We start from the raw sequence: 21,884 nt of genomic DNA, 5'->3' as shown, positions 1-21,884 counted from the left end.
AGTATCCGATGGACGTATTCAAGCAATCAGAAGTGTGGTTTGTGATAGGCAGTCAAAACCTGTATGGCCCTAAAACCCTGCAACAAGTGATGGATAATGCCCATCATGTCGTCAATAGCCTCAATAGCGAAGCGGGCTTGCCGGTCAAACTGGTGCTTAAACCTTTGGTGACCACGCCAGATGAAATTACCGCGTTGTGTCGTGAGGCCAACTACGCTACCGCCTGTATTGGTGTCATGACCTGGCTGCATACCTTCTCACCGGCCAAAATGTGGATTGGCGGGCTGAGCATTCTGAATAAACCGTTGCTGCAATTCCATACTCAGTTTAATGCTCAGATCCCATGGGAAACCATGGATATGGACTTTATGAACTTGAACCAAACGGCTCATGGTGGCCGTGAGTTTGGTTTTATCGGCGCACGTATGCGCCAGCAACACAGTGTTATTACCGGCCATTGGCAAGATAAAGCAGCTCATCAACGAATTGGTCAGTGGATGCGCGTGGCGGCTGCCAAACAGGAAAGCCAACAACTGAAAGTTGCCCGTTTCGGCGATAATATGCGCGAAGTGGCGGTGACTGAAGGGGATAAAGTTGCCGCACAGATCCAGTTTGGTTACTCGGTGAATGCCTATGGCATCGGTGATTTGGTCACCGTAGTGGATGCGGTCAGCAAAGGTGACATTGATACCTTGGTTGAAGAGTATGAAGCCACTTACCGGCTAACAGATGCCGTGCAACTGAATGGCAATAAACGCGAAAATCTACTCGATGCCGCGCGTATTGAATTGGGTATGAAGCGTTTTCTGGAACAAGGTGGTTTTAAGGCTTTCACCACTAACTTTGAAAATCTATATGGATTAAAACAGTTACCGGGCTTGGCGGTGCAACGCCTGATGCAACAAGGTTACGGTTTTGGTGGCGAAGGCGATTGGAAAACCGCCGCATTATTACGCATTCTGAAAGTCATGGGTACCGGTCTAAAAGGTGGTACCTCCTTTATGGAGGATTACACCTATAACTTCCAGCCGGGTCATGATCTGGTGGTGGGTTCCCATATGCTGGAAGTCTGCCCATCTATCGCCAAAGAAGAAAAACCGCTGTTGGACGTACAGCATTTAGGTATTGGCGGTAAAGCCGACCCCGCCCGGTTGATCTTCTCAACTCCGGCAGGCCCGGCACTGAATGCCAGCTTAATCGATATGGGGAACCGCTTCCGCTTGTTGGTCAATGTGGTTGATACCGTCGAGCAACCGCATCCATTGCCAAAACTGCCGGTAGCCCGCGCTATTTGGCAAGCTCAACCTTCACTGGCAACCGCCGCCGAGGCCTGGATTATCGCCGGTGGCGCACACCATACCGTGTTCTCACAAGCTATTGGGGTGGATGAATTGCGTTTGTATGCTGAAATGCACGGTATTGAATTCCTGCTGATTGATAACGACACCACATTGCCAGCATTCAAAAATGAAATTCGCTGGAATGAAGTCTATTACCACCTGAATCGCTGAGGAGATTTAACAACCTCTTTGTGACCACTGGCATAGCCAAATGAAGGGGAATCGTGCCGTGGGGGTCGTAACGGCGTAAGCCGTCGGAGTGCCCCTAGGTGCGGTAAACCCTTCACTCACTGAACTATCAGCAGCTTTGTGTCAACCACCCAGGGGCTTAACCGCCCCTTTATTTACTCGGTCTGTAAGCGCCACAAACGCGCATAGGTACCGGACTGATTCAACAACTCTTGATGGTTACCCTGCTCTAAGACCTGCCCCTCTTTTAACACCAAAATACGATGACATTGGCGCAAGGTGTTTAAACGATGTGCGATGCATATGACTGTGCGATTACGGGTGATTTCCGGCAACTGGCGCATAATCGCCGCCTCAGATTCATAATCCAGCGCACTGGTTGCTTCATCAAGAATCAGTATTTTGGGATCCGCCATCAGTGCTCTGGCTAACGCTACCCGCTGCCGCTGCCCACCCGATAACAAACTGCCGCGTTCACCGACTGGCGTGTGATAACCCTGTGGTAATGCGACAATAAAGTCATGTGCACCGGCTAAGCGGGCAATCTGCTCAACGTGAGTATCATCAGCATTTGGCCGGCATTGACATATGTTGTCACGTATCGATCCGGAAAATAGTACGCTCTCCTGCAACACCACACTCATCTGACAGCGCAAGGTGGTGGCATCCGTAATAGCTAAATCCTGCCCATCGACCAGAATTTGCCCGTGTTGCGGCGTATATAATCGTTGAAGTAACTTGGTTAATGTGGATTTTCCGCAGCCAGACGGGCCGGTAATACCAATAAACTCACCACCAGCAATATCTAAATTAAGATTTTGTATCACTTCGGCGGTATCGGGTCGGTAACGGAAACGTACCTGTTTAAAAACCAGCCCCCCTGGGCTATTCGAACTGGATAACAACCCAGCACTACCCGGTTCAGTGGGGTAATCCAGAATAGTGCCAATCCGTTTTAGCGCCACCTGGGTATGCTGAAAATCTTGCCAGATTTGCGCCAACCGCAAGATAGGTTGAGTGACATAACCCGAAAATAACGTAAACGCGATAAACTGGCCGGGGCTAAGCTCTCCGGCCAAGACCAACGTGACGCCAACCCACAACAAAATCGCCGAGGTCACTTTATTAATTAAACTGATACCTTGCTCAGCAATATTGGCGGCTCTGGCACAAGCAAATGAGGCACGGACATAGTTTGCCAATGAATGCCGCCAACGCCGATTAAACTGGTGTTCGGTGGCAGACGTCTTGATGGTTTCCAATCCACTAATAGCTTCGGTGAGAAATGCCGTATTCTGTGCACTGGTTTCATATTGGCGTTCCACCCGCTTGCGCAACATTCCGCCCGCAGCCCACCAAAACAGCAGATAACAAACGAGGGAGAACAAGACTATCCATGTCAGCGGTTGGCTATAGCAAAACATCACGGCGATAAAGGTAGTGACAAAAACCAAATCCAGCAGCATGGTTAAAGCAGAACCGGTCAGAAAGCTGCGAATTTGCTCCATTTCTCGCACTTTAGCGATGGTTTGACCGGTTTGTTGTGAAGCGAAGTAACCCAGTGGCAACCCCATTAAATGACGATAAAGCCCGGTATTAAGCTCGGCCCCCACTCGGCTGGATAGATGTGAAAACAACCACCCGCGTAAAAAGGTATAACAGGGTTCAACAATCGCCAGCGCAATCATGGCAATACCCAGCACCATCAAGCTGCCCATCCCACGGCTCACCAACACTTTGTCGATGACAGTTTCAAATAGCATCGGCGTCACCAGCAAAATGCCCTGCAATAGCAATGATACCAAAATGATATTACGCAACTGATGGCGATATTTGGTGATAACCGGAATAAACCAGCTAAAACCAAAGGGTATTTTCTTTTGCTCTTGCGGTTCAGCTTTCGCCAATAATATGGCCTCGCCACACCACAAGCTGGCAAGTTCCTGCCGGCTTATCTGTTGTTGCTGACCATCAGCACCACAATAAACTCTTGCCCCCTGTTCATTCAGGGCCAATAACACGTACCACTGAGCATCACAACTGAATAGAAGAGGCAGCGTCAGATTGTCCAGACGCGAAAAGGGATAGCTCACCGCTCTGGCCCGTAAGCCAATCCAATTTGCACAGCGGCATAGGGCAATATTATCGATATCTTGGGGCGCTAATCCGACTTTGTGTGCCAGGTGTGAAGATTCGACAGCCAAATCAAAGCATGCCGCAGCACGGGCCAGCGCCTCCAACGGTTGATTAACCTGAGTCGTGGTTGAATTCATCATTATCAACGCTCCCTCATGGCTTCAGCTTGGTACTGTTGCAATGGACTGAGTAAATAATCGATAACGCGACGGCGACCCGTTTTAATCTCTGCGCTGACAGCCATACCTGCCGATAAACGCACTGGTTTCCCCTCGACGATCAAGGTGTCGCTATTGAGCCGAATACGTGCCGGAAACACCAAGCCTTGCTGCTGATCTTCCATGGCATCACGGGAAATATGTTTGACTTCACCAGAAAGTGTGCCGAATCGGGTATAGGGGAAGCTGTCTATTTTGACTTCCACCGTCTGACCGGGTAGTACAAAACCGATATCTTTATTGAGGATCATCACATCCAGTTCTAGCTGATGACTTTCCGGAACCAAGACCATGAGCGGTTGAGCGCTGGTGACGACACCGCCCAGAGTATGTACGGTGGATTGCTGTATCACACCGGCAACGGGTGCACGTAAGGTTTGTTGCCGCTGTTTTTCCATTAACTTCACCAACTCTTGCTTTAGTTGGTTGATAACTTCGTGAGCCTTATTCAACTGCTCCTGATAACTTCGTTTCTTCTCAGCTAAATAGTGCAATCGGACTTGTGCCAGATTGCGCATTTTAGCGCGCAGAACCGCTTGCTCACTCTCTAAACGATTGGCCTCCGCGTTCGCATTTAGCCACTCCCGTTCTTGTATCAATACCTCTGTTTCAGCAATTGCCTTGGACTTCACCAGAGTTCGTAATGCCTGCAATCTTTGATGAATATTGTTCATCAAAGCCTGGTGATGAGTAATATTGCTACTTCCAGCCTGAATATAAGCCTGATTAACCGCTCGCTCGCTGTCTTGACGTGCCAGCTCGGCGTTAACTTCGTCATATTCTTTCGCCAACAAGGATTTAGCCGTCATGACTAAATTCTCAGGGCTATTATCGGGATAAATGAAATGCGTCAGAGGGTTATCAGTGAGCAGCGCCGACATGCGCGCGGCCTCCAGCGAACGATGCATTAATTGTTGATTGATATTATTAACTTCTGCATCGACGCCAATGGGATTGAGTTCTAACAGCACCTGACCGGCAACCACCCTGTCACCATCATGAACGTTGATGGCCACCACAACACCAGGCTCAAGTGACTGAATAACCTTGGAATGCTCAGCAACAATCACTTTGCCATTGGCTGAGGCATGAATATCCAACCTTCCGGCAATCGACCAAACCAGCACCAATATCAATGTCAGTGCTAAAAACCAGGCAGTACGCCGTGCCAATGGCGCTGCCGGGCGTTCTACAATATCCAGATAAGCCGGAAGAAAGTCATATTCGTCGCGGGTTCGTTGCGCTGCGTGATGGCGTTGCCAGCGTTTTTTTATACCGTCGAACATGGCTAATTTAGCCAAAAATTGCATCAACTTCATTTTGATTCCTCATGGCTAAAGTCGGCTTGCTGTTGCCAGAGTTGGGCATAGATACCGTTTTGTGCCAGCAGTTGATCATGATTTGCCAGCTCGGCCACCCAGCCTTGTTTTATGACAGCAATACGATGACAGTGCCGTACCGTCGAAAGGCGGTGAGCAATAGTGATAACAGTACGGTTAGCGACGATACGGGCCATATTTTTCTGAATTTCAGCCTGCGACTCATCATCCAGAGCACTGGTTGCCTCATCAAAAATCAACACGCGGGGATTGGCCAGTAGAGTACGGGCAATCGCAATACGTTGGCGCTGCCCTCCGGAGAGGGATGCCCCACCTTCAGACAGCACGGTGTCATACCCGAGCGGCAAGGCCAGAATAAAAGCGTTTGCCCCCGCCAGACAGGCCGCATCAACGACGTCACTCAGTGAAGCGGTTGGCCGAGAATAGGCAATGTTTTCACGGACAGTGCGGTTAAACAGGTAATTTTCTTGCATGACGACACCGACTTGACGGCGTAGATATTCAGGAGAGAAATGGCCTATAGGGTAGCCATCAATATTAATCACCCCCTGTTCAGCGATATACAGGCGCTGTAACAGCCGCGCGACGGTACTTTTGCCTGAACCTGACGGGCCGACCAGCCCGATATGCTCTCCCGCGCGCAGTGATAATGAGAAATGACGCAATACGGGATCCAGATCCGGGCGATAACGGAAAACCACCTTGTCCAGGGTGATATCTCCGTCAATTTGGCGATGAGAAGGTGCGACACCCGTGGCTTGCTCCACCGGCAAACTTAAAATGTCGGATATCAGCATCAGCCCAACTTTCGCCCGTATACTCTGCTGCCATAAATCAACCAACTTACTCATTGGCATTAATGCTTGTACCGCCAGCATGTTGAAGGCAATTAATTGCCCGATACTGAGTTGTACAGACATGACTTGATATGCCCCAACAACAATAACCAGTGTCCCCGCCAGTTTTTGTAGCAATTGAGCGCACTGGCTGCTGAAGTTTTGCAGGTTTTGTACCTGAAAATTGGCTTGAGCATAATCCCGCGTTTGCGTCTCCCAGCGCTGCTGCATTTGCGGCTCTAACGCCAGGCTTTTAACGGTTTCAACCCCTGAGACAGTTTCGGTTAAAAATGCGCCATTCTGAGCCGCGCAACAGCACAACACTTCGACTTTCTTTTGCAAGGGACGGGTGGTTAATGCCGCTAATAACAGATATAGCGGCAGTGTAGCCAGGATGATTAATGTCAGAAGTGGTGAAATACACCACATAACAATAAATAAGATCAGGGTAAAAACAACATCAACACATAGGGTAAGCGCTGAACCAGTAATAAACTCACGGATATTATCCAATTCACTGACTCGCGCCACAATATTCCCCACATGGCGTTGCTTAAAATAACTTAACGGCAATTTAATTAAGTGATTAAATAGCTTGCCACCCAATAAAATATCCACGCGTGTTGTGGTATGACTAAAAATATATTCACGTAAAAACTTCAATACGACCTCATAAACTCCTGCCACCAATAATACGATAATTAATACGTCGAGAGTCGTTAATGCATTATGCACCAGGACCTTATCCATGATGACCTGAAAGAAAAGCGGAGATATCAAGGCCAGAAACTGCAACAACATTGATAATACCAAAACCTGAAGCAGTGGTTTGCGGTGACGCAGTAAAACCGGAATAAACCAGCGGATATCAAAGCGCGAATGACTACAATAGAGTATAACACCGCCCCAGATACAACTAAGCTCTTGATAATTTATTATTTTCGGCTTATCACTGTCAGGGTATTGCAGCAATGCCTGGTTATCGTTCAAGCGGGCCAATAGAATAAACCTGCCCTGAACGTCCCGAAATGCCAGTGGTAATTGCGTTGGTTTTATTTTATTTAATGATTGTTTTTTTACTTTAAAATGAGTCGATGTTACGCGCGATAATTGCGCGACAGACACTTTTAGGGCGTCAAACGTGACCCTTGTTGAGATATCAGTGACCGTATTCCTGCCAAACATCTCAACGGATTCTGCATTTATTCCCGCTAACCGAATTAATCGCGCCGCACACACTAAAGCAGAATGAATATGATTTCCCATAAATTACACTACCTATAATTTTACTGTCAAAAACAAATAATTGTTTATGAAGCCATAGAATATAACCACGGGATTGTAGGGTTTCCTTTATACACCACCACTATAAAGTAAGAATCTATAATAAAATTCATCTCAAAAATTCTTTAAATTCATTTAAAAAAATAGAATTAACAAAATTAAAACCTAAAAAGCCCCGCCAATATGGCGGTTACAGCGTAAATATTAAACACACGGGTATTATTGTCAGTCGGTCGCTCACATTTATTGATTTGTATCGCCAATTTCTTAGCGCTTTGTGTGATAATTTCGCCGTGATTTAATCATCGAAAACAGGAACTTTCGCACCATGACACCGACACTGTCTTCATCTGCCGATGCTCTCCCTTCGCTATCAAATATGAGTTCTGAAACAGATTTGCTCCCCATTCAGCAAATTGCACAACAATTAGGCCTGAGCGCCGATGATTTAATCCCCTATGGGCATCACATGGCGAAAGTCGATATCCGTGCATTACGGCACGGCGGCCCACAAGGCAAACTGATTCTGGTTTCCAGTATTACGCCGACGCCGCTGGGAGAAGGTAAAACTGTCACAACCATTGGTTTAAGTCAGGGAATCAATCAGTTAGGCTACCGTGGGGTGGCTTGTATCCGTCAACCGAGTCTTGGCCCGGTTTTTGGTGTTAAAGGAGGCGCGGCAGGCGGTGGTGCAGCACAAGTGCTACCCATGGAGAAATTGAACCTGCATCTGACCGGTGATATCCATGCTATTAGCGCAGCACATAATCTGGCAGCGGCGGCGCTGGATGCACGTCTGTATCATGAACAGCGCTTGGGCTTGGCTTTTAGTCAACAAACCGGTATGCCACGGCTTAATATTGATGCTCAACAGATCCTCTGGCCGCGAGTGGTTGACCATAATGATCGGGCGCTGCGCCATATTCAGGTCGGTGTGGGCGGCGGCACTCACGGTGTAGAGCGGTACGATCATGTGGAAATTACGGCGGCATCAGAACTTATGGCTATTCTGGCGTTGTCAGAAAGCTTGCATGACATGCGCCAACGTATTGGCCGAATAATTTTGGCCTACAGCACTGGCGGTCAAGCCATTACGGCTGATGATTTGGGGGTGGCGGGTGCCATGACGGCGCTAATGAAAGAGACCATCCACCCAACCCTGATGCAAACCAGTGAACAGACACCGGTGCTGATTCACGCCGGGCCATTTGCCAACATTGCCCACGGGAATTCTTCAGTGCTGGCTGACCGTCTGGGATTGCAGTTAGCAGACTATGTGGTGACAGAAGCGGGTTTTGGATCGGATATGGGCATGGAGAAGTTCTTCAATATCAAGTATCGCCAATCTGGTATTGCGCCATCCTGTGTGGTTCTGGTCGCCACATTACGCAGCCTGAAAGCCAATAGTGGCGTTTTTGATATCAAACCGGGCCAACCTCTGCCTGCTGAAATTATCAATACCAACATTCCTTTATTAAGCCAGGGTTGCGCCAATCTAAAATGGCATATTAATAATGCCCAAAGCTATGGCTTACCGGTGGTGGTAGCCGTCAATTGCTTCCCTGACGACAGCGCAGAAGAACTGACCTTTTTAGCCGACTATGCACTATCTGCTGGCGCAGTTGCCTGTGAAATCAGTGAGGCTTTTGCTAAAGGTGGCGCGGGCACCACCGCCTTGGCTCAGCGGGTTATCGATGCTTGCGCTCATGCATCTTCCCCGGCACTGGCGTACCCTGACAGTGCCTCATTGGAGCAGAAAATAGAGGTTCTGGCACAGCGCTATGGCGCTAGTGAAGTCACTTTCACCCCACAAGCACGTCAGCAGCTTGACTCAATAACTGAAGCCGGTTTTGGTCATTTACCGTTGTGTATCGCCAAAACACCGTTGTCCCTCAGCGCAGATGCCAGCTTGAAGAATGTTCCACATGACTTCGTATTACCGGTTACAGCCTGTGCGGTGTCAGCCGGTGCTGGATTTGTGCGCATTTATGCTGGGGATATTATGACCATGCCGGGGCTGGGAACACAGCCTGCGTATTATCATATTGATATAGATGACGAAGGGTGTATTCGCGGGTTAAGCTAGACTGATACCAGAAAGTTAATAGATCAATAAGGCTTATTATGTCCCAACCTAATGAATATCAACGTATTGGCGGCTGGTTACTGGCCCCGCTGGCTTATTTGATTGTGACATTGCTCAGTGCCAGCTTAATGTTGGCACTCTATGCTATGGCGATTTTCACGCCAGAATCCAGAGAGTATCTGGTGACCAATTCACAGGCATTTACCCTGCAATGGTATTTCTCCGTGGTCACCACGCTCGTAATGTGGATTTATACCTTATGGGTCATCTGGCTGTTCTGTAGCCGCTCACAACGTTTCCCTAAATGGTTTATTCTCTGGCTATTACTGACTGTATTATTGGCATTAAAAGCTTTTGCTTTCTCACCTATCAGTGATGATATCGCCTTACGCACCTTGGGTTGGCCCCTGCTGGCAGCGGCGGTTTTTGTGCCTTACATGAAACGTTCGCAGCGAGTGAAGCATACTTTTATTGAGCATTAAGCCAATTGCGCACCTTTTCTTCCTACGATAGCGGATAAAAAGGTAATAACCTTGCTCTTCATCTGTTGTTCTTAAGCCGCCAATTTTGGATAATAGGCGGCTTTACTTTTTTTAGGCCCCGTAATGACTTTTAGGCTCCGCAATGACTGAATACCTACTGCTGTTTGTCGGTACTGTTTTGGTAAACAACTTCGTTCTGGTCAAATTTCTTGGCCTGTGCCCTTTCATGGGTGTCTCCAAAAAACTGGAGACCGCCATTGGTATGGGGCTGGCGACCACTTTCGTACTGACATTGGCCTCAGTTTGCGCCTGGATGGTCAACAGCTTTATTTTGCTGCCACTTGGGTTGGTCTATTTACGGACACTGGCCTTTATTTTAGTCATCGCGGTGGTGGTACAATTTACTGAGTTGGTGGTGCGCAAAACCAGCCCGGCGCTTTACCGCTTGCTGGGGATCTTTTTGCCGCTCATCACCACAAACTGTGCGGTGTTAGGTGTGGCCTTGCTCAATGTCAATCAATCACACAATTTTATGCAATCGGCAGTCTATGGCTTCAGTGCCGCGGCCGGTTTCTCTTTAGTCATGGTGCTATTCGCGGCTATCCGCGAACGGCTGGCTGTTGCTGACGTTCCCGCCCCCTTCCGTGGCTCGTCCATTGCCCTGATAACCGCAGGGTTGATGTCATTGGCCTTTATGGGCTTTACCGGATTGGTGAAGTTCTAATGATGTCGTTATGGATTGCCATTGGTGCATTAAGTACATTGGCGCTGATTTCCGGCGCAGTGCTTGGTTTTGCTGCCCGCCGTTTTCAGGTTGATCAAGACCCGGTTGTCGAGCAGGTCGATGCCATTTTACCGCAAAGCCAATGCGGCCAATGTGGCTACCCCGGCTGTCGCCCGTATGCCGAAGCGGTTTCTGCTGGCGGTGAGAAAATAAACAAATGCGCTCCGGGTGGCGAGCAAGTGATGCTCAAGCTGGCCGAGTTACTGGCTGTAGAGCCACAACCGTTGGATGGTGACGAAGCTGCCGCCCACCCGCAGCGCAAAGTGGCTTTTATTGATGAAGCAAACTGTATTGGTTGCACCAAATGCATTCAGGCCTGCCCGGTTGATGCCATTGTTGGCGCGACCCGTGCAATGCATACGGTTTTGCCGGACCTCTGCACCGGTTGTGACCTGTGTGTTTCGCCGTGTCCGACCGACTGTATTGAAATGATCCCGGTTGCTACCACCACCGCCAACTGGAAGTGGGATTTAAGCACCATCCCAGTTAAGAACCTTCCAACTCAATTAGCTGCCTCGCAGATGATTCCGGTGAAAATGATAGATGTGGAGCAACATGTTTAAGCTGTTTACTGCCCGCAAACACGACAATATCTGGGATTTCGATGGCGGCATCCATCCGCCAGAAATGAAGCTGCAATCAAGTCGGGTTCCGATGCGTATCGCATCGTTGCCGGAGCAGTTAATCGTTCCTTTACAACAACATCTGGGGCCAGAAGGCGAACTGCGCGTCAGCACCGGTGAGCGGGTGTTAAAGGGCCAACCTCTGACGGTAGGTCGTGGCCGTACGGTACCAGTGCATGCCCCCACCTCCGGTGTCATCACAGCAATTGCCCCACATACTACCGCCCATCCCTCAGGTCTGGCAGAGCTGTGCGTACACATAACTCCCGATGGTGAAGACCGCTGGCGCGAGCAACAGCCGTGGGCCGATTACTCGCAGCGGGATAAAACTGCCCTGTTGGAGAGGATCCATCAGGCGGGTATCGCCGGTTTAGGGGGCGCGGGGTTCCCTACCGCCAGCAAATTACAGGGCGGTTTGAACAGTGTAACCACCCTCATTATTAACGCCGCTGAGTGTGAACCTTATATCACTGCCGATGATCGCCTGATGCAAGAACATGCCTCAGAAGTGGTCGTGGGGACACAGATTTTAATGTACTTGTTGCAGCCGCAGCAGGTGCTGATTGGCATTGAAGATAATAAACCTGAAGCTATCGCTGCCCTAAAACAGGCATTACGCGGTCAGGATAAAATACAACTGCGGGTGATACCCACTAAATATCCGTCAGGTGGGGCCAAGCAACTCACCAAGATCCTGACAGGTAAAGAAGTGCCTTTCGGGAAACACTCGTCATCCATTGGCGTATTAATGCAAAACGTCGGGACGGTGGTGGCCATTAAGCGAGCGATTATCGACGACGAGCCATTAATCGAACGCGTGGTGACATTAACCGGCGATGCATTATCAAAACCAGGTAATTTCTGGGCCAGAATTGGCACGCCCGTGCTGCATTTGTTGAAACTGGCCGGTTTTACACCGCAAAACCAGCCGATGGTGATTATGGGCGGCCCATTGATGGGCTTTACTCTACCCAGTCTGGATGTGCCGATTGTTAAGATCAGTAACTGCATTTTGGCTCCCACGGAAGCTGAAATGGGGCTATCTGAACCTGAACAGTCGTGTATTCGCTGCGGTTTATGTGTCGATGCCTGTCCGGCGGGCTTATTGCCTCAGCAACTCTATTGGTTTAGTCGTGGCGAAGAGCATGAGAAAGCGCGCAATCATAATTTATTTGATTGTATCGAATGCGGTGCCTGCGCCTATGTTTGCCCAAGTAATATTCCTTTGGTGCAATATTATCGTCAGGAAAAGGCCGAAATACGCACACTTGATCAAGAGGCCGAACGTGCTGCACAAGCGAAAGCACGTTTTGAAGCCAAACAAGCACGCCTTGAGCGGGAAAAAATCGCGCGCGAATTGCGTCACAAACAAGCCGCTGTCAAGCTGACAGAGGTAGACCAACAGACGGTTGAAGCGGCAGTCAGTCGTTTAGCGCGTGAATCTAATAATACAGATTTAACTATCAATGTGACCCTTGGGCAAACACCCGATAATAGTGCCGCTATTGCTGCGCGTGAGGCTCGCAAAGAACAAGCCCGAGCACGCCAGGCAGAGAAAAAACTGGTGGTCACCGAACCAGAAACTGATGCTATTGACCCACGTCAGGCCGCAGTTGCCGCTGCCATTGCCCGCGTGAAAGCTAAAAAAGCAGCACAAGCACAGCTTGAGTCAGAACCGGTGAACAGCGCAAGTGCAGTGCCAGAGGAAGATCCGCGCAAAGCTGCCGTCGCGGCAGCCATTGCTCGCGTGAAAGCTAAAAAAGCGGCGCAAGCACAGCTTGAGTCAGAACCGGTGAACAGCGCAAGTGCAGTGCCAGAGGAAGATCCGCGCAAAGCTGCCGTCGCAGCAGCCATTGCCCGCGTGAAAGCTAAAAAGGCGGCACAAGCCACATCAGCCGTTAATCCGGACTAGATCAAAACTGACGCCCTGCCTGCCGGCAGTTGAGCGTCAGTTCACTGACATCAGGTAAGTATAAGTAGATGAAATGTCGCGCAGTTTAGATTCAGCATGGCAGCTATCAACTTCAATCACTTCCATTTCTACACCACCGCCAAATTCATCACGCAGTTTAGGCAGCACTTCGTTAAACAAATATATTGAGAACTTTATGCATTCTTTGACACTGCCCTGATGGGAAATCGATAAGAACTCTCCCGCCGGGATTGAAAGTGCATCGACCTCGCGGTGTCCTTGAATTTCATTTCGTTTTTCTTTATCAATTGCCGTCGAGTAATACATACTTTTCTGCCCTTGCTGGCCCTTATTGGCAGAAAATAGGGAGTATACCCGCTGACAAGAGAAGTTAACTTCCTTGAAGAAATCGAGCAAAATTTCATCTTTCATTGCCATGCAAGAGGAATGCTGCCCACTACAATGGTTGTGTTCATCAAAATCCAATTGCCGTGTAAAACCAACTAATTCTTTCTCTGGTAACGATATTCGCTTGATTTCCGGCGTGTAGTTCTCATAGAAATTGAATCGTGAAAGCATTCCCTGCACATCCCAATGCTGCATCTGACGGAAACTATTGGGGGTAACACCAAAGCGCTTCTTAAAGGTGCGCGTGAAGGTCTGTTGTGAGTCGAAACCCAACTCATCAGAAATCTCAATGATTGGCCGACGTGAGATGCGCAGAGCAACAGCCGCGCGCGTCAGCACCCGCCCCCGTATATAGGAAGCTAATTGTAACCCAACAATACTTTTAAATTTCCGTTGTAAGTGCCATTTCGAATATCCGGAAATCTTCGCCACATCATCCAGTGTGGGCCGTTTTTCTAAATTAATTTCAATCCATTCAATTAATTCATCTATAAACAATATGTCTTCGTTTACCATTTCATTGTTCTTTAAATATATAATTATATTGCATACTACATTAATCTATCATTATGCCAACGCTTTTCTCAAATCTAATTTTTACCGTTAATAAAACGTTAATTTACAATTAATTACAAGAAAAAATCTTTACAGCTGATTATTATTATCGCGATCTGCCGCCCTGCCTGTCGCTTAAGTCTAATTACACCTACAGGTAATAATCCTGCTTTCACTATTTGCTTGTAACTACCCTGATATAAATTGCAAGTTAATTCTTTTGATTAGCCATATTTATTAACCCGCCTATTTACTTAATAGGTCAGCAAATGATGAATAATAACCCTATCATTAAGGCGTATTACACTTTGTCTGAATAGGGTAGAATACGGCACCAATATTATCCCCCTGACGGCTGAGTGTATTGACGCCCGCAAGCATTGACTTGCCCGCGCGACGCCTGCGTTTGATAATCCTGATAAGTATTTGACATATGGTTGCAATTTCATGAAATTCAGGCCTGTAACATCGACCCAGAACAAAGGGTTGCAGATAGCCAGTTCCCCTTTTACGCATAATCAACGTAGCACCCGCAGTATTATGCTGCTGGTAATTTTAGCCTGCATTCCGGGGATTATCGCCCAGACCTGGTTCTTTGGCTATGGCAGCCTGATTCAAGTCGCACTCGCCATGGCAACTGCCGTGCTGGCCGAAGGTGCTGTTTTGCATTTACGTCAACAGCCGGTGCTGACACGATTACAGGATAACTCTGCCCTGCTCACTGGCTTATTGTTAGGCATCAGTCTGCCGCCACTTGCCCCCTGGTGGATGATTGTGCTGGGTACTGCATTTGCCATTATCATTGCCAAACAACTTTACGGCGGTTTAGGTCAGAATCCGTTTAATCCTGCGATGGTCGGCTATGTTGTACTGCTGATTTCATTCCCGGTACAAATGACCAGTTGGCTTCCTCCTCTGCCATTACAAGGAACGCCGGTTGGATTCTATGACAGCTTATTCACCATCTTTACCGGATTCACTCAAAGTGGTGCTGATATTCATCAACTGCAGATTGGCTATGATGGGATAAGTCAGGCCACACCTCTCGATAGCTTTAAAACGGCACTGCGTTCCCAACCCGTGGAACAGGTTCTACAACAACCGATCTTTGCTGGGGGGCTGGCGGGCATTGGTTGGCAATGGATTAACCTCGGTTTCCTGGCGGGCGGCCTGTTGCTACTATGGCGCAAAGCCATTCACTGGCATATTCCGCTAAGTTTCCTGCTGGCGTTGGCAGGCTGCGCCGCTATCAGTTGGATGATTGCGCCACAGAGCTTCGCGCCCCCTATGTTGCATCTGTTTTCCGGTGCCACCATGTTAGGTGCTTTCTTTATTGCCACCGATCCGGTCAGCGCCTCGACCACACCCCGCGGTCGGCTGATTTTCGGGGCTTTGATCGGTATTTTGGTGTGGCTGATTCGCGTTTACGGCGGTTATCCCGATGGGGTAGCATTTGCCGTGCTGTTGGCCAACATCTGTGTTCCGCTGATTGATCACTACACTCAACCACGCGTTTATGGTCATCACCGTAAGCAGAAATAAGGAGCCGTTATGCTAAATACCATGAAGCGTCACGGTATCACTCTGGCATTGTTTGCCGCAGGTGCCACCGGATTGACTGCAGTGGTTAATTCGTTAACCGAATCTACCATCGCCCATCAGGCGGCACTACAGCAGAAAGCCTTATTGGATCAGGTCGTTCCGGCTGAGAATTATGATAATGACATGCAAGCTGAATGTTACGTTGTCACTGATTCCGCCCTCGGTAATATGTCCCCTCACCGCCTTTATCTGGCGCGCAAAGAGGGTCAGCCGGTTGCTGCCGCCATCGAAACTACCGCGCCAGATGGCTATTCCGGCGCGATCCAACTCTTGGTCGGAGCGGATTTTGACGGTAACGTGCTGGGTAGCCGGGTGATTGAACATCACGAAACCCCTGGCCTTGGTGATAAAATTGATATTCGTATCTCTGATTGGATCAGTCATTTCAGCGGCCAACATGTGGATGGTGAACAAGATAAGCGTTGGGCAGTGAAAAAAGACGGCGGCGACTTTGATCAGTTTACCGGTGCGACCATTACGCCAAGAGCGGTGGTTCGGGCGGTGAAAAATACGGCGCTATTTTTAGAAACTCTGCCGGCAAAACTTGATAGCTTGCCCGTCTGTGGAGAAACACAATGAGTGAAGCAAAAGACTTATTAGCCCAAGGGCTATGGAAAAATAACTCGGCTTTAGTGCAACTGCTGGGCCTGTGCCCACTGTTAGCCGTTTCATCGACGGCAACCAATGCGCTCGGCCTGGGTTTAGCCACCACGCTGGTCTTGGTGTGTACCAACACCGCCGTATCGGCGCTACGCCGCTGGGTGCCGAATGAAATCCGTATTCCTATCTATGTGATGATCATTGCTTCCGTGGTCAGCACGGTGCAAATGCTGATTAACGCCTATGCATTTGGCTTATATCAGTCTCTTGGGATATTCATTCCATTGATTGTGACCAACTGTATCGTGATTGGTCGAGCGGAGGCGTATGCGGCGAGAAATCCCGTCGGGTTATCGGCGCTGGATGGCCTAGCAATGGGGCTGGGGGCAACATGCGCATTATTTGTCTTGGGTTCACTGCGTGAAATTTTGGGCAACGGTACCCTGTTTGATGGCGCAGATATGCTACTCGGTCATTGGGCAAAAGTGCTGCGCATTGAAGTCTTGCATCTGGACAGCCCATTCCTGTTAGCCATGTTGCCACCGGGTGCGTTTATCGGCCTGGGTCTGCTGTTAGCCGGGAAATATGTCATTGATGAGAAAATGAAAGCGCGCAAAGCCAGAGCCTTGGCTATCACACCGCAACTTCAGGATGGAGTGGCAGAGAAAGCCTTATGAATCAAGAGAAACGTGTTGCTATTTTGACCCGCCTGCGGGATAACGATCCACATCCAACGACGGAGTTGGTTTACAGCACGCCGTTTGAGTTGTTGATTTCCGTACTTTTGTCGGCGCAAGCAACCGATGTCAGTGTCAATAAAGCCACAGCGAAGCTCTATCCAGTGGCTAATACTCCGCAGGCCATACTGGATCTGGGGGTTGATGGTCTCAAGTCATACATCAAAACTATAGGTTTGTTTAACACCAAAGCTGAGAACGTGATTAAAACCTGCCGGATATTGCTGGAAAAACATCACGGCGAAGTGCCAGAAGATCGCGCAGCACTGGAAGCACTACCGGGTGTTGGCCGTAAGACCGCCAATGTAGTGCTAAATACCGCCTTTGGTTGGCCGACGATTGCCGTTGATACACATATATTTCGTGTATGTAACCGCACCGGCTTTGCCCCAGGTAGCAATGTTGATCAGGTTGAGGCCAAGTTACTCAAAGTGGTTCCCGCTGAATTTAAACTGGACTGCCACCACTGGCTGATTTTACATGGCCGCTACACCTGTATTGCCCGCAAACCCCGCTGCGGTTCGTGCATTATTGAAGATTTGTGCGAGTTTAAAGAAAAAGTCTATCCTGAACATTGATGACTAAATCTGATTGAATTACGCCAAAAGCGTGCCAGTGATCACCATAGAAATGGCTAAAGCAGCGAATCGTTTTTTGAAAGGAGCGGCAATGTTGTTTTGTTATCTTTCCTATAAATTATTATAGGAGCAACATTTAATGGCAACATTCAGTATTCAAAAGACAGCCTGCTTTTTTCAAAAATTGGTAGAAAGTGGTAATAAGGTACACAAGAATCTAATTAGGGGATTTTCCCAACAAATTGTCAAGATTACTCAATCATCCGGAAAGCGTGAATTACCTAACTTGCAGGGAAAACGCGCCTCGGTTGAGCAACATTCCTCATCCCTCTCACTTTCTCCTATGCCCCAAAATCAGTCCTCGCCGCTATCTCGGGATATAGCTTTACAACAGCAGAATGCGCCGAAGCAACCGGCATGCTCTCTGGCTGATGCTCTTGCGGTAGTCAAGCTGAAGAGTTCGAAAGCAGATATTGTGCCAAAAGGTCCAGAAGATAAAAATGTGCAAAACACCCTACTCCAGGAACTGAAAACAAAATTTGCTACGGATAAAGGTAAAACAGATCAAGTTACCGATGATATCTCAGATAAGCCGTTAGATTGGATTCAACAGGAAATCGCCCAGCTAACAGCAGAATACAATCGCGATGAACCTATACGACGAGAAGCTGAAGCAGCGGTGGATGCCAAAGTTGCCAAGGCGCTCGAAGCAGAGGCGCAGGAGGCAGCAAATAAAGCCAAAGCTGCGATGGAGCTTGTGCCAAAAAACGTTGTTTTCAAGCCTGGCGATAATGGCGCACCGCCTCCTCCACCGCCTCTCCCACCGTCTTCATTTTTGACTCCATCGCGGGGTATTGAACTGAAGCCGCAGGATAAAAGCAAGCAGCAAACTAGCACCTTAGTTAAGGCACTCCCTAATGACCTGATGCAGGAATTGAAAGCAAAATTAGCCAAAACTCGAGATCAAAGCGATGATATTCCCAATCGCAGTCCCAATAAGAAACAACAGGAAGTTCGAGATGAGATGGCTAAGGGGAGAGAAGCATACAACCGTGAGGAGCCTAACCGATTAGCAGCAGAAGCCAAAGTGGATGCCAAAGTTGCCGAGGCGCGAGCAAATGAGTTGACCCAGCAGGCTGGAAATAAAACCAGCACCGAGGCTGAGCAGTTTAAAGTTGATCTCAAATTTGATGCAAACGGCGTTCCGACTGCCGCGCCGCCACTTCCTCCTTCATTTTAACGCCCGCTCTTTAGTGGCGGAATGTTAAAAATTTTGTGTCGTTCCAGCAACATACAATCAGCAAGGAATGACACAAAATTATGAATGCGCTCTGTTTGATTAATGAGTAATCATTCTTGTGATAAGCCCGCTCTATGCCGCGATTGTGGTATTCGATTAGACGCCAATGCCCCACCCCACTAGACTTGTGACAAAATAGAATCAAACAGTTAATTATTTTGTTACCTGTTTGAAACAAAAAACACCTGCGGCGTATCATCATGAAATTTAAATCAGCCATAAAACCCTACACCGGCGCTGCTGGTGGCTGGGGTTCTCTTGAAGCCACCACGCGCTTTGTTCTGGACAGCAAGCAAGCACTAAAGAATATTCGCAACTTGCTGCGCGTTAACCAAGTCAAAGGCTTCGACTGCCCAGGTTGTGCCTGGGGAGATGACAACCACAGCACCTTCAGTTTTTGCGAAAATGGCGCTAAAGCAGTCAGTTGGGAAGCCACCCGCAAGGCGGTGGAACCGGCGTTTTTTGCGGAACACAGCCTGACCACTCTGCGCCAACAGAGTGACTATTTCCTTGAATATCAAGGGCGAATTACCCACCCCATGCGCTATAACTCCCAGACTGACCGTTATCAACCCATCAGTTGGGAAAGTGCTCTTGAGTTAATTGCCAAGCATATTAATGGATTGGATAACCCAAATCAGTTGGAGCTATATACTTCAGGCCGGGCCAGTAATGAAGCCTCCTACCTTTATCAGCTGTTCGGCCGTATGTTGGGAACCAATAATTTTCCAGATTGTTCAAATATGTGCCATGAAGCCAGTGGTACCGGGCTGAAACAGAGTATTGGTGTCGGTAAAGGCACCATTCGTATGCAGGATTTTGAACTGGCTGACGCCATTTTTGTCTTCGGACAGAATCCGGGCACTAATCATCCGAGGATGTTGCACAGCTTACGCCATGCCAAAGATCGCGGCGCACGAATCGTCAGCTTCAATACCTTGCGTGAACGTGGATTGGAGCGCTTTGCTGACCCACAAAACCCGATTGAAATGTTGACACCTAAATCATCCCCCATCAGCTCTGCCTATTTTCAACCCAATCTTGGCGGTGATATGGCAGCGGTGCGCGGTATGGTGAAAGCCCTGCTGGAAACCCATCGTCAGCAACTGGCACAAGGGTTACCCGGTTTATTGGATGAAGCGTTTATTGCCGCGCACACTCAAGGAATTGATGATTATCTGGCGGCGGTTGATAAGACGTCATGGGCGCAGATTACCCAGCAATCGGGCTTAACCGAGGCACAAATACGTCACGCAGCAGATATCTATCAGCATGCAGAGCGCGTTATCCTGACGTGGGCAATGGGTATCACACAGCATAAACATTCGGTGATAACCGTCAGGGAACTGACCAACCTGCAACTGCTGTTTGGTCAGTTAGGCAAACCCGGTGCGGGGTTATGCCCAGTGCGTGGTCACAGTAATGTGCAAGGCAACCGCACCATGGGCATTGATGAAAAACCCTCTGCTGCCATGTTGACGCGCTTAGGCGAACATTTTGGTTTTACCCCGCCGCAAGCCGCCGGACATAATACCGTGGAAGCGCTTGAAGCCATGCTGCGCGGCGAAGTCAAAGTGTTGATTGCTCTTGGTGGTAATCTGGCAGCAGCGGCTCCCGATACCGAGCGCACCGCGCAAGCACTGCGCAGTTGTGAGCTAACAGTGCATATCAGCACCAAATTGAATCGCAGCCACCTGATAACCGGAACCGAAGCCTTGATTCTTCCGACGCTGGGCCGTACTGAACGTGATATGCAAGCTACTGGCTCACAATTTATTACTGTTGAAGATTCATTTAGTATGGTGCACGCCTCGGAAGGGGTGGGGAAACCGCTGGCCGATACTCAACACTCTGAGACAGCCATTGTCTGCGGCATTGCCAATGCTGTTTTTGCTCAGCAGCCTGCCGAGGGGAACACGCTGGATTGGCTGGCATTAGCCGACGATTACAACTTGATTCGTGACCATATTGCGGCCACCACTCCCGGTTTTGATGACTTTAACGCCCGTTGCGAACAACCCGGTGGTTTCTATCTGGGCAGTGCCGCTGCCGCAATGCAATTTGCCACTCCCAGTGGTAAAGCCGAGTTCTGTGCAGCAATGCTTCCTGATAGCCTGGTTCCGCAGACTGCCGGTGAGCAGGCGCCGTTTGTGCTGCAAACTTTGCGTTCACACGATCAATACAACACCACTATTTATGGCCTCGATGACCGCTATCGCGGAGTGTATGGTCAACGGGAAGTGCTGTTTATTAACCCGCAAGATTTGGCCGCACTGGCATTAGAAGATGGCGATTTAGTTGAAATTGAAACGCTGTGGAATGACGGGATCACACGAAAAGTCAGTGGCTTCAAGCTGGTAAGTTACGATATTCCCCGTGGAAATCTGGCTGCTTATTACCCTGAAACCAATCCGCTGGTGCCGTTATCCAGTTTTGGTGATGAAACCCACACGCCAACCTCAAAATCCGTGCCAGTGACAGTGCGCCGCTGGCAACAACCACAAACATTGCGTATTGCTTGAATACCGTCATGAAACTGGCCCTGATTCGTCGGGGCCAATTATTGTGGATCACGGCTGACAAAAAGCACCAGACATACCCATGTCTCAGACTGCTGACAACCCCCGACAACTCGACCTTGCAAGGTGGGAACAGGTAGAAGAGTAAAGCGTCCGCGCCAAGGACGGCGCGGTTCGAGCCCCCAGGGAGGGGTTTACGGCGTCTTTACGATCTGCCTGTTTTCACCGTTACGGGCACTTTGTCATTAACCTCAGACATACCCCTGCCTTTAATAGGGAATTCCTCTGCAAAATGATATGCCGCTTGCCCGATGGGGCTGATTCGCGTAAAACTGTCAGCCGGATTAACCCCACT

Annotated in this window: 16 protein-coding genes; 12 read left to right on the top strand and 4 right to left on the bottom strand. The window is 48.9% G+C overall.

All coding sequences use genetic code 11. The features are described from left to right. The first annotated feature begins 8 nt into the window (after positions 1-8). Positions 9-1,511, top strand: coding sequence for an L-arabinose isomerase (gene araA, locus HU019_RS11675; RefSeq protein WP_174849566.1), 1,503 nt, complete (start codon positions 9-11; stop codon positions 1,509-1,511). Positions 1,512-1,684: 173 nt separating this feature from the next. Here the strand turns inward: araA and HU019_RS11670 are convergent, their stop codons facing one another. From HU019_RS11670 to HU019_RS11660, 3 genes are read right to left on the bottom strand one after another with little or no spacing between them, the layout of a single operon-like run. Continuing rightward, positions 1,685-3,805: a type I secretion system permease/ATPase gene (locus HU019_RS11670; protein ID WP_174849567.1), complete on the bottom strand. Its 2,121-nt coding sequence runs from the start codon at positions 3,803-3,805 to the stop codon at positions 1,685-1,687. A 2-nt stretch (positions 3,806-3,807) separates the two neighbouring features. After that, entirely contained in the window at positions 3,808-5,202 is a 1,395-nt protein-coding gene (locus HU019_RS11665) for an HlyD family type I secretion periplasmic adaptor subunit (protein WP_174849568.1), read from the bottom strand. Further along, entirely contained in the window at positions 5,199-7,325 is a 2,127-nt protein-coding gene (locus HU019_RS11660; RefSeq protein WP_174849569.1) for a peptidase domain-containing ABC transporter, read from the bottom strand. Before HU019_RS11660 ends, HU019_RS11665 begins: the two co-directional genes overlap by 4 nt. A 346-nt stretch (positions 7,326-7,671) precedes the next feature. Between HU019_RS11660 and HU019_RS11655 the strand changes: the two genes are divergently transcribed. The 5 genes from HU019_RS11655 to rsxC all read left to right on the top strand — a co-directional run bounded on the left by HU019_RS11655 (position 7,672) and on the right by rsxC (position 13,230). Then, a complete protein-coding gene (locus tag HU019_RS11655) occupies positions 7,672-9,429 on the top strand; it encodes a formate--tetrahydrofolate ligase (protein WP_174849570.1) in 1,758 nt (585 codons plus the stop codon). A gap of 38 nt (positions 9,430-9,467) precedes the next feature. Next, on the top strand, positions 9,468-9,911 hold the full coding sequence (locus HU019_RS11650) for a DUF2569 domain-containing protein (protein ID WP_174849571.1): 444 nt from the start codon (positions 9,468-9,470) through the stop codon (positions 9,909-9,911). Between the two features lie 142 nt (positions 9,912-10,053). Then, positions 10,054-10,635, top strand: coding sequence for an electron transport complex subunit RsxA (rsxA, locus tag HU019_RS11645; protein WP_013649928.1), 582 nt, complete (start codon positions 10,054-10,056; stop codon positions 10,633-10,635). Next, positions 10,635-11,258, top strand: a complete 624-nt coding sequence (gene rsxB, locus HU019_RS11640) for an electron transport complex subunit RsxB (protein ID WP_174849572.1) — start codon at positions 10,635-10,637, stop codon at positions 11,256-11,258. The genes rsxA and rsxB overlap by 1 nt, the downstream gene beginning before the upstream one ends. Further along, positions 11,251-13,230, top strand: coding sequence for an electron transport complex subunit RsxC (gene rsxC, locus HU019_RS11635; RefSeq protein ID WP_174850490.1), 1,980 nt, complete (start codon positions 11,251-11,253; stop codon positions 13,228-13,230). Before rsxB ends, rsxC begins: the two co-directional genes overlap by 8 nt. 36 nt (positions 13,231-13,266) lie before the next feature. On the opposite strand, the gene HU019_RS11630 is transcribed toward rsxC, so the two are convergent. Beyond that, positions 13,267-14,154 (bottom strand): helix-turn-helix domain-containing protein, encoded by an 888-nt coding sequence (locus HU019_RS11630; protein WP_174849575.1) that lies wholly within the window; start codon positions 14,152-14,154, stop codon positions 13,267-13,269. A gap of 486 nt (positions 14,155-14,640) precedes the next feature. Between HU019_RS11630 and rsxD the strand changes: the two genes are divergently transcribed. The 6 genes from rsxD (at position 14,641) to HU019_RS11600 (ending at position 21,532) form a co-directional block, all read left to right on the top strand. After that, positions 14,641-15,735 (top strand): electron transport complex subunit RsxD, encoded by a 1,095-nt coding sequence (rsxD, locus tag HU019_RS11625; protein ID WP_174849576.1) that lies wholly within the window; start codon positions 14,641-14,643, stop codon positions 15,733-15,735. 9 nt (positions 15,736-15,744) lie between these two features. Then, complete coding sequence (gene rsxG / locus HU019_RS11620; RefSeq protein ID WP_174849577.1) at positions 15,745-16,374, top strand: electron transport complex subunit RsxG; 630 nt, start codon at positions 15,745-15,747, stop codon at positions 16,372-16,374. Continuing rightward, on the top strand, positions 16,371-17,072 hold the full coding sequence (locus HU019_RS11615; RefSeq protein WP_174849578.1) for an electron transport complex subunit E: 702 nt from the start codon (positions 16,371-16,373) through the stop codon (positions 17,070-17,072). Before rsxG ends, HU019_RS11615 begins: the two co-directional genes overlap by 4 nt. Next, positions 17,069-17,710, top strand: a complete 642-nt coding sequence (nth, locus tag HU019_RS11610) for an endonuclease III (RefSeq protein ID WP_005164815.1) — start codon at positions 17,069-17,071, stop codon at positions 17,708-17,710. The genes HU019_RS11615 and nth overlap by 4 nt, the downstream gene beginning before the upstream one ends. 139 nt (positions 17,711-17,849) lie before the next feature. Next, positions 17,850-18,950 carry a hypothetical protein gene (locus HU019_RS11605; protein ID WP_174849579.1) on the top strand — a complete coding sequence of 367 codons (1,101 nt, stop codon included), beginning with the start codon at positions 17,850-17,852 and terminating at the stop codon, positions 18,948-18,950. Between the two features lie 260 nt (positions 18,951-19,210). Then, a complete protein-coding gene (locus HU019_RS11600; protein ID WP_174849580.1) occupies positions 19,211-21,532 on the top strand; it encodes an FdhF/YdeP family oxidoreductase in 2,322 nt (773 codons plus the stop codon). Positions 21,533-21,884 lie beyond the last annotated feature (352 nt).

It is taken from the genome of Yersinia artesiana (assembly GCF_902726545.1).
Lineage (GTDB): Bacteria > Pseudomonadota > Gammaproteobacteria > Enterobacterales > Enterobacteriaceae > Yersinia > Yersinia artesiana.
The sequence above is the reverse complement of the archived record's forward strand: the minus strand, read 5'-3'. Positions and strand labels throughout refer to the sequence as shown.

What these genes read in the sequence shown, in the direction of transcription:
- HU019_RS11665 (WP_174849568.1), bottom strand. Translation starts at nt 5,202, where the DNA reads ATGAAGTTGATGCAATTTTTGGCTAAATTAGCCATGTTCGACGGTATA.
- HU019_RS11655 (WP_174849570.1), top strand. Translation starts at nt 7,672, where the DNA reads ATGACACCGACACTGTCTTCATCTGCCGATGCTCTCCCTTCGCTATCA.
- HU019_RS11605 (WP_174849579.1), top strand. Translation starts at nt 17,850, where the DNA reads ATGGCAACATTCAGTATTCAAAAGACAGCCTGCTTTTTTCAAAAATTG.
- rsxA (WP_013649928.1), top strand. Translation starts at nt 10,054, where the DNA reads ATGACTGAATACCTACTGCTGTTTGTCGGTACTGTTTTGGTAAACAAC.
- nth (WP_005164815.1), top strand. Translation starts at nt 17,069, where the DNA reads ATGAATCAAGAGAAACGTGTTGCTATTTTGACCCGCCTGCGGGATAAC.
- rsxB (WP_174849572.1), top strand. Translation starts at nt 10,635, where the DNA reads ATGATGTCGTTATGGATTGCCATTGGTGCATTAAGTACATTGGCGCTG.
- HU019_RS11670 (WP_174849567.1), bottom strand. Translation starts at nt 3,805, where the DNA reads ATGATGAATTCAACCACGACTCAGGTTAATCAACCGTTGGAGGCGCTG.
- rsxC (WP_174850490.1), top strand. Translation starts at nt 11,251, where the DNA reads ATGTTTAAGCTGTTTACTGCCCGCAAACACGACAATATCTGGGATTTC.
- HU019_RS11630 (WP_174849575.1), bottom strand. Translation starts at nt 14,154, where the DNA reads ATGGTAAACGAAGACATATTGTTTATAGATGAATTAATTGAATGGATT.
- HU019_RS11600 (WP_174849580.1), top strand. Translation starts at nt 19,211, where the DNA reads ATGAAATTTAAATCAGCCATAAAACCCTACACCGGCGCTGCTGGTGGC.
- HU019_RS11650 (WP_174849571.1), top strand. Translation starts at nt 9,468, where the DNA reads ATGTCCCAACCTAATGAATATCAACGTATTGGCGGCTGGTTACTGGCC.
- araA (WP_174849566.1), top strand. Translation starts at nt 9, where the DNA reads ATGGACGTATTCAAGCAATCAGAAGTGTGGTTTGTGATAGGCAGTCAA.
- rsxD (WP_174849576.1), top strand. Translation starts at nt 14,641, where the DNA reads ATGAAATTCAGGCCTGTAACATCGACCCAGAACAAAGGGTTGCAGATA.
- HU019_RS11660 (WP_174849569.1), bottom strand. Translation starts at nt 7,325, where the DNA reads ATGGGAAATCATATTCATTCTGCTTTAGTGTGTGCGGCGCGATTAATT.
- HU019_RS11615 (WP_174849578.1), top strand. Translation starts at nt 16,371, where the DNA reads ATGAGTGAAGCAAAAGACTTATTAGCCCAAGGGCTATGGAAAAATAAC.
- rsxG (WP_174849577.1), top strand. Translation starts at nt 15,745, where the DNA reads ATGCTAAATACCATGAAGCGTCACGGTATCACTCTGGCATTGTTTGCC.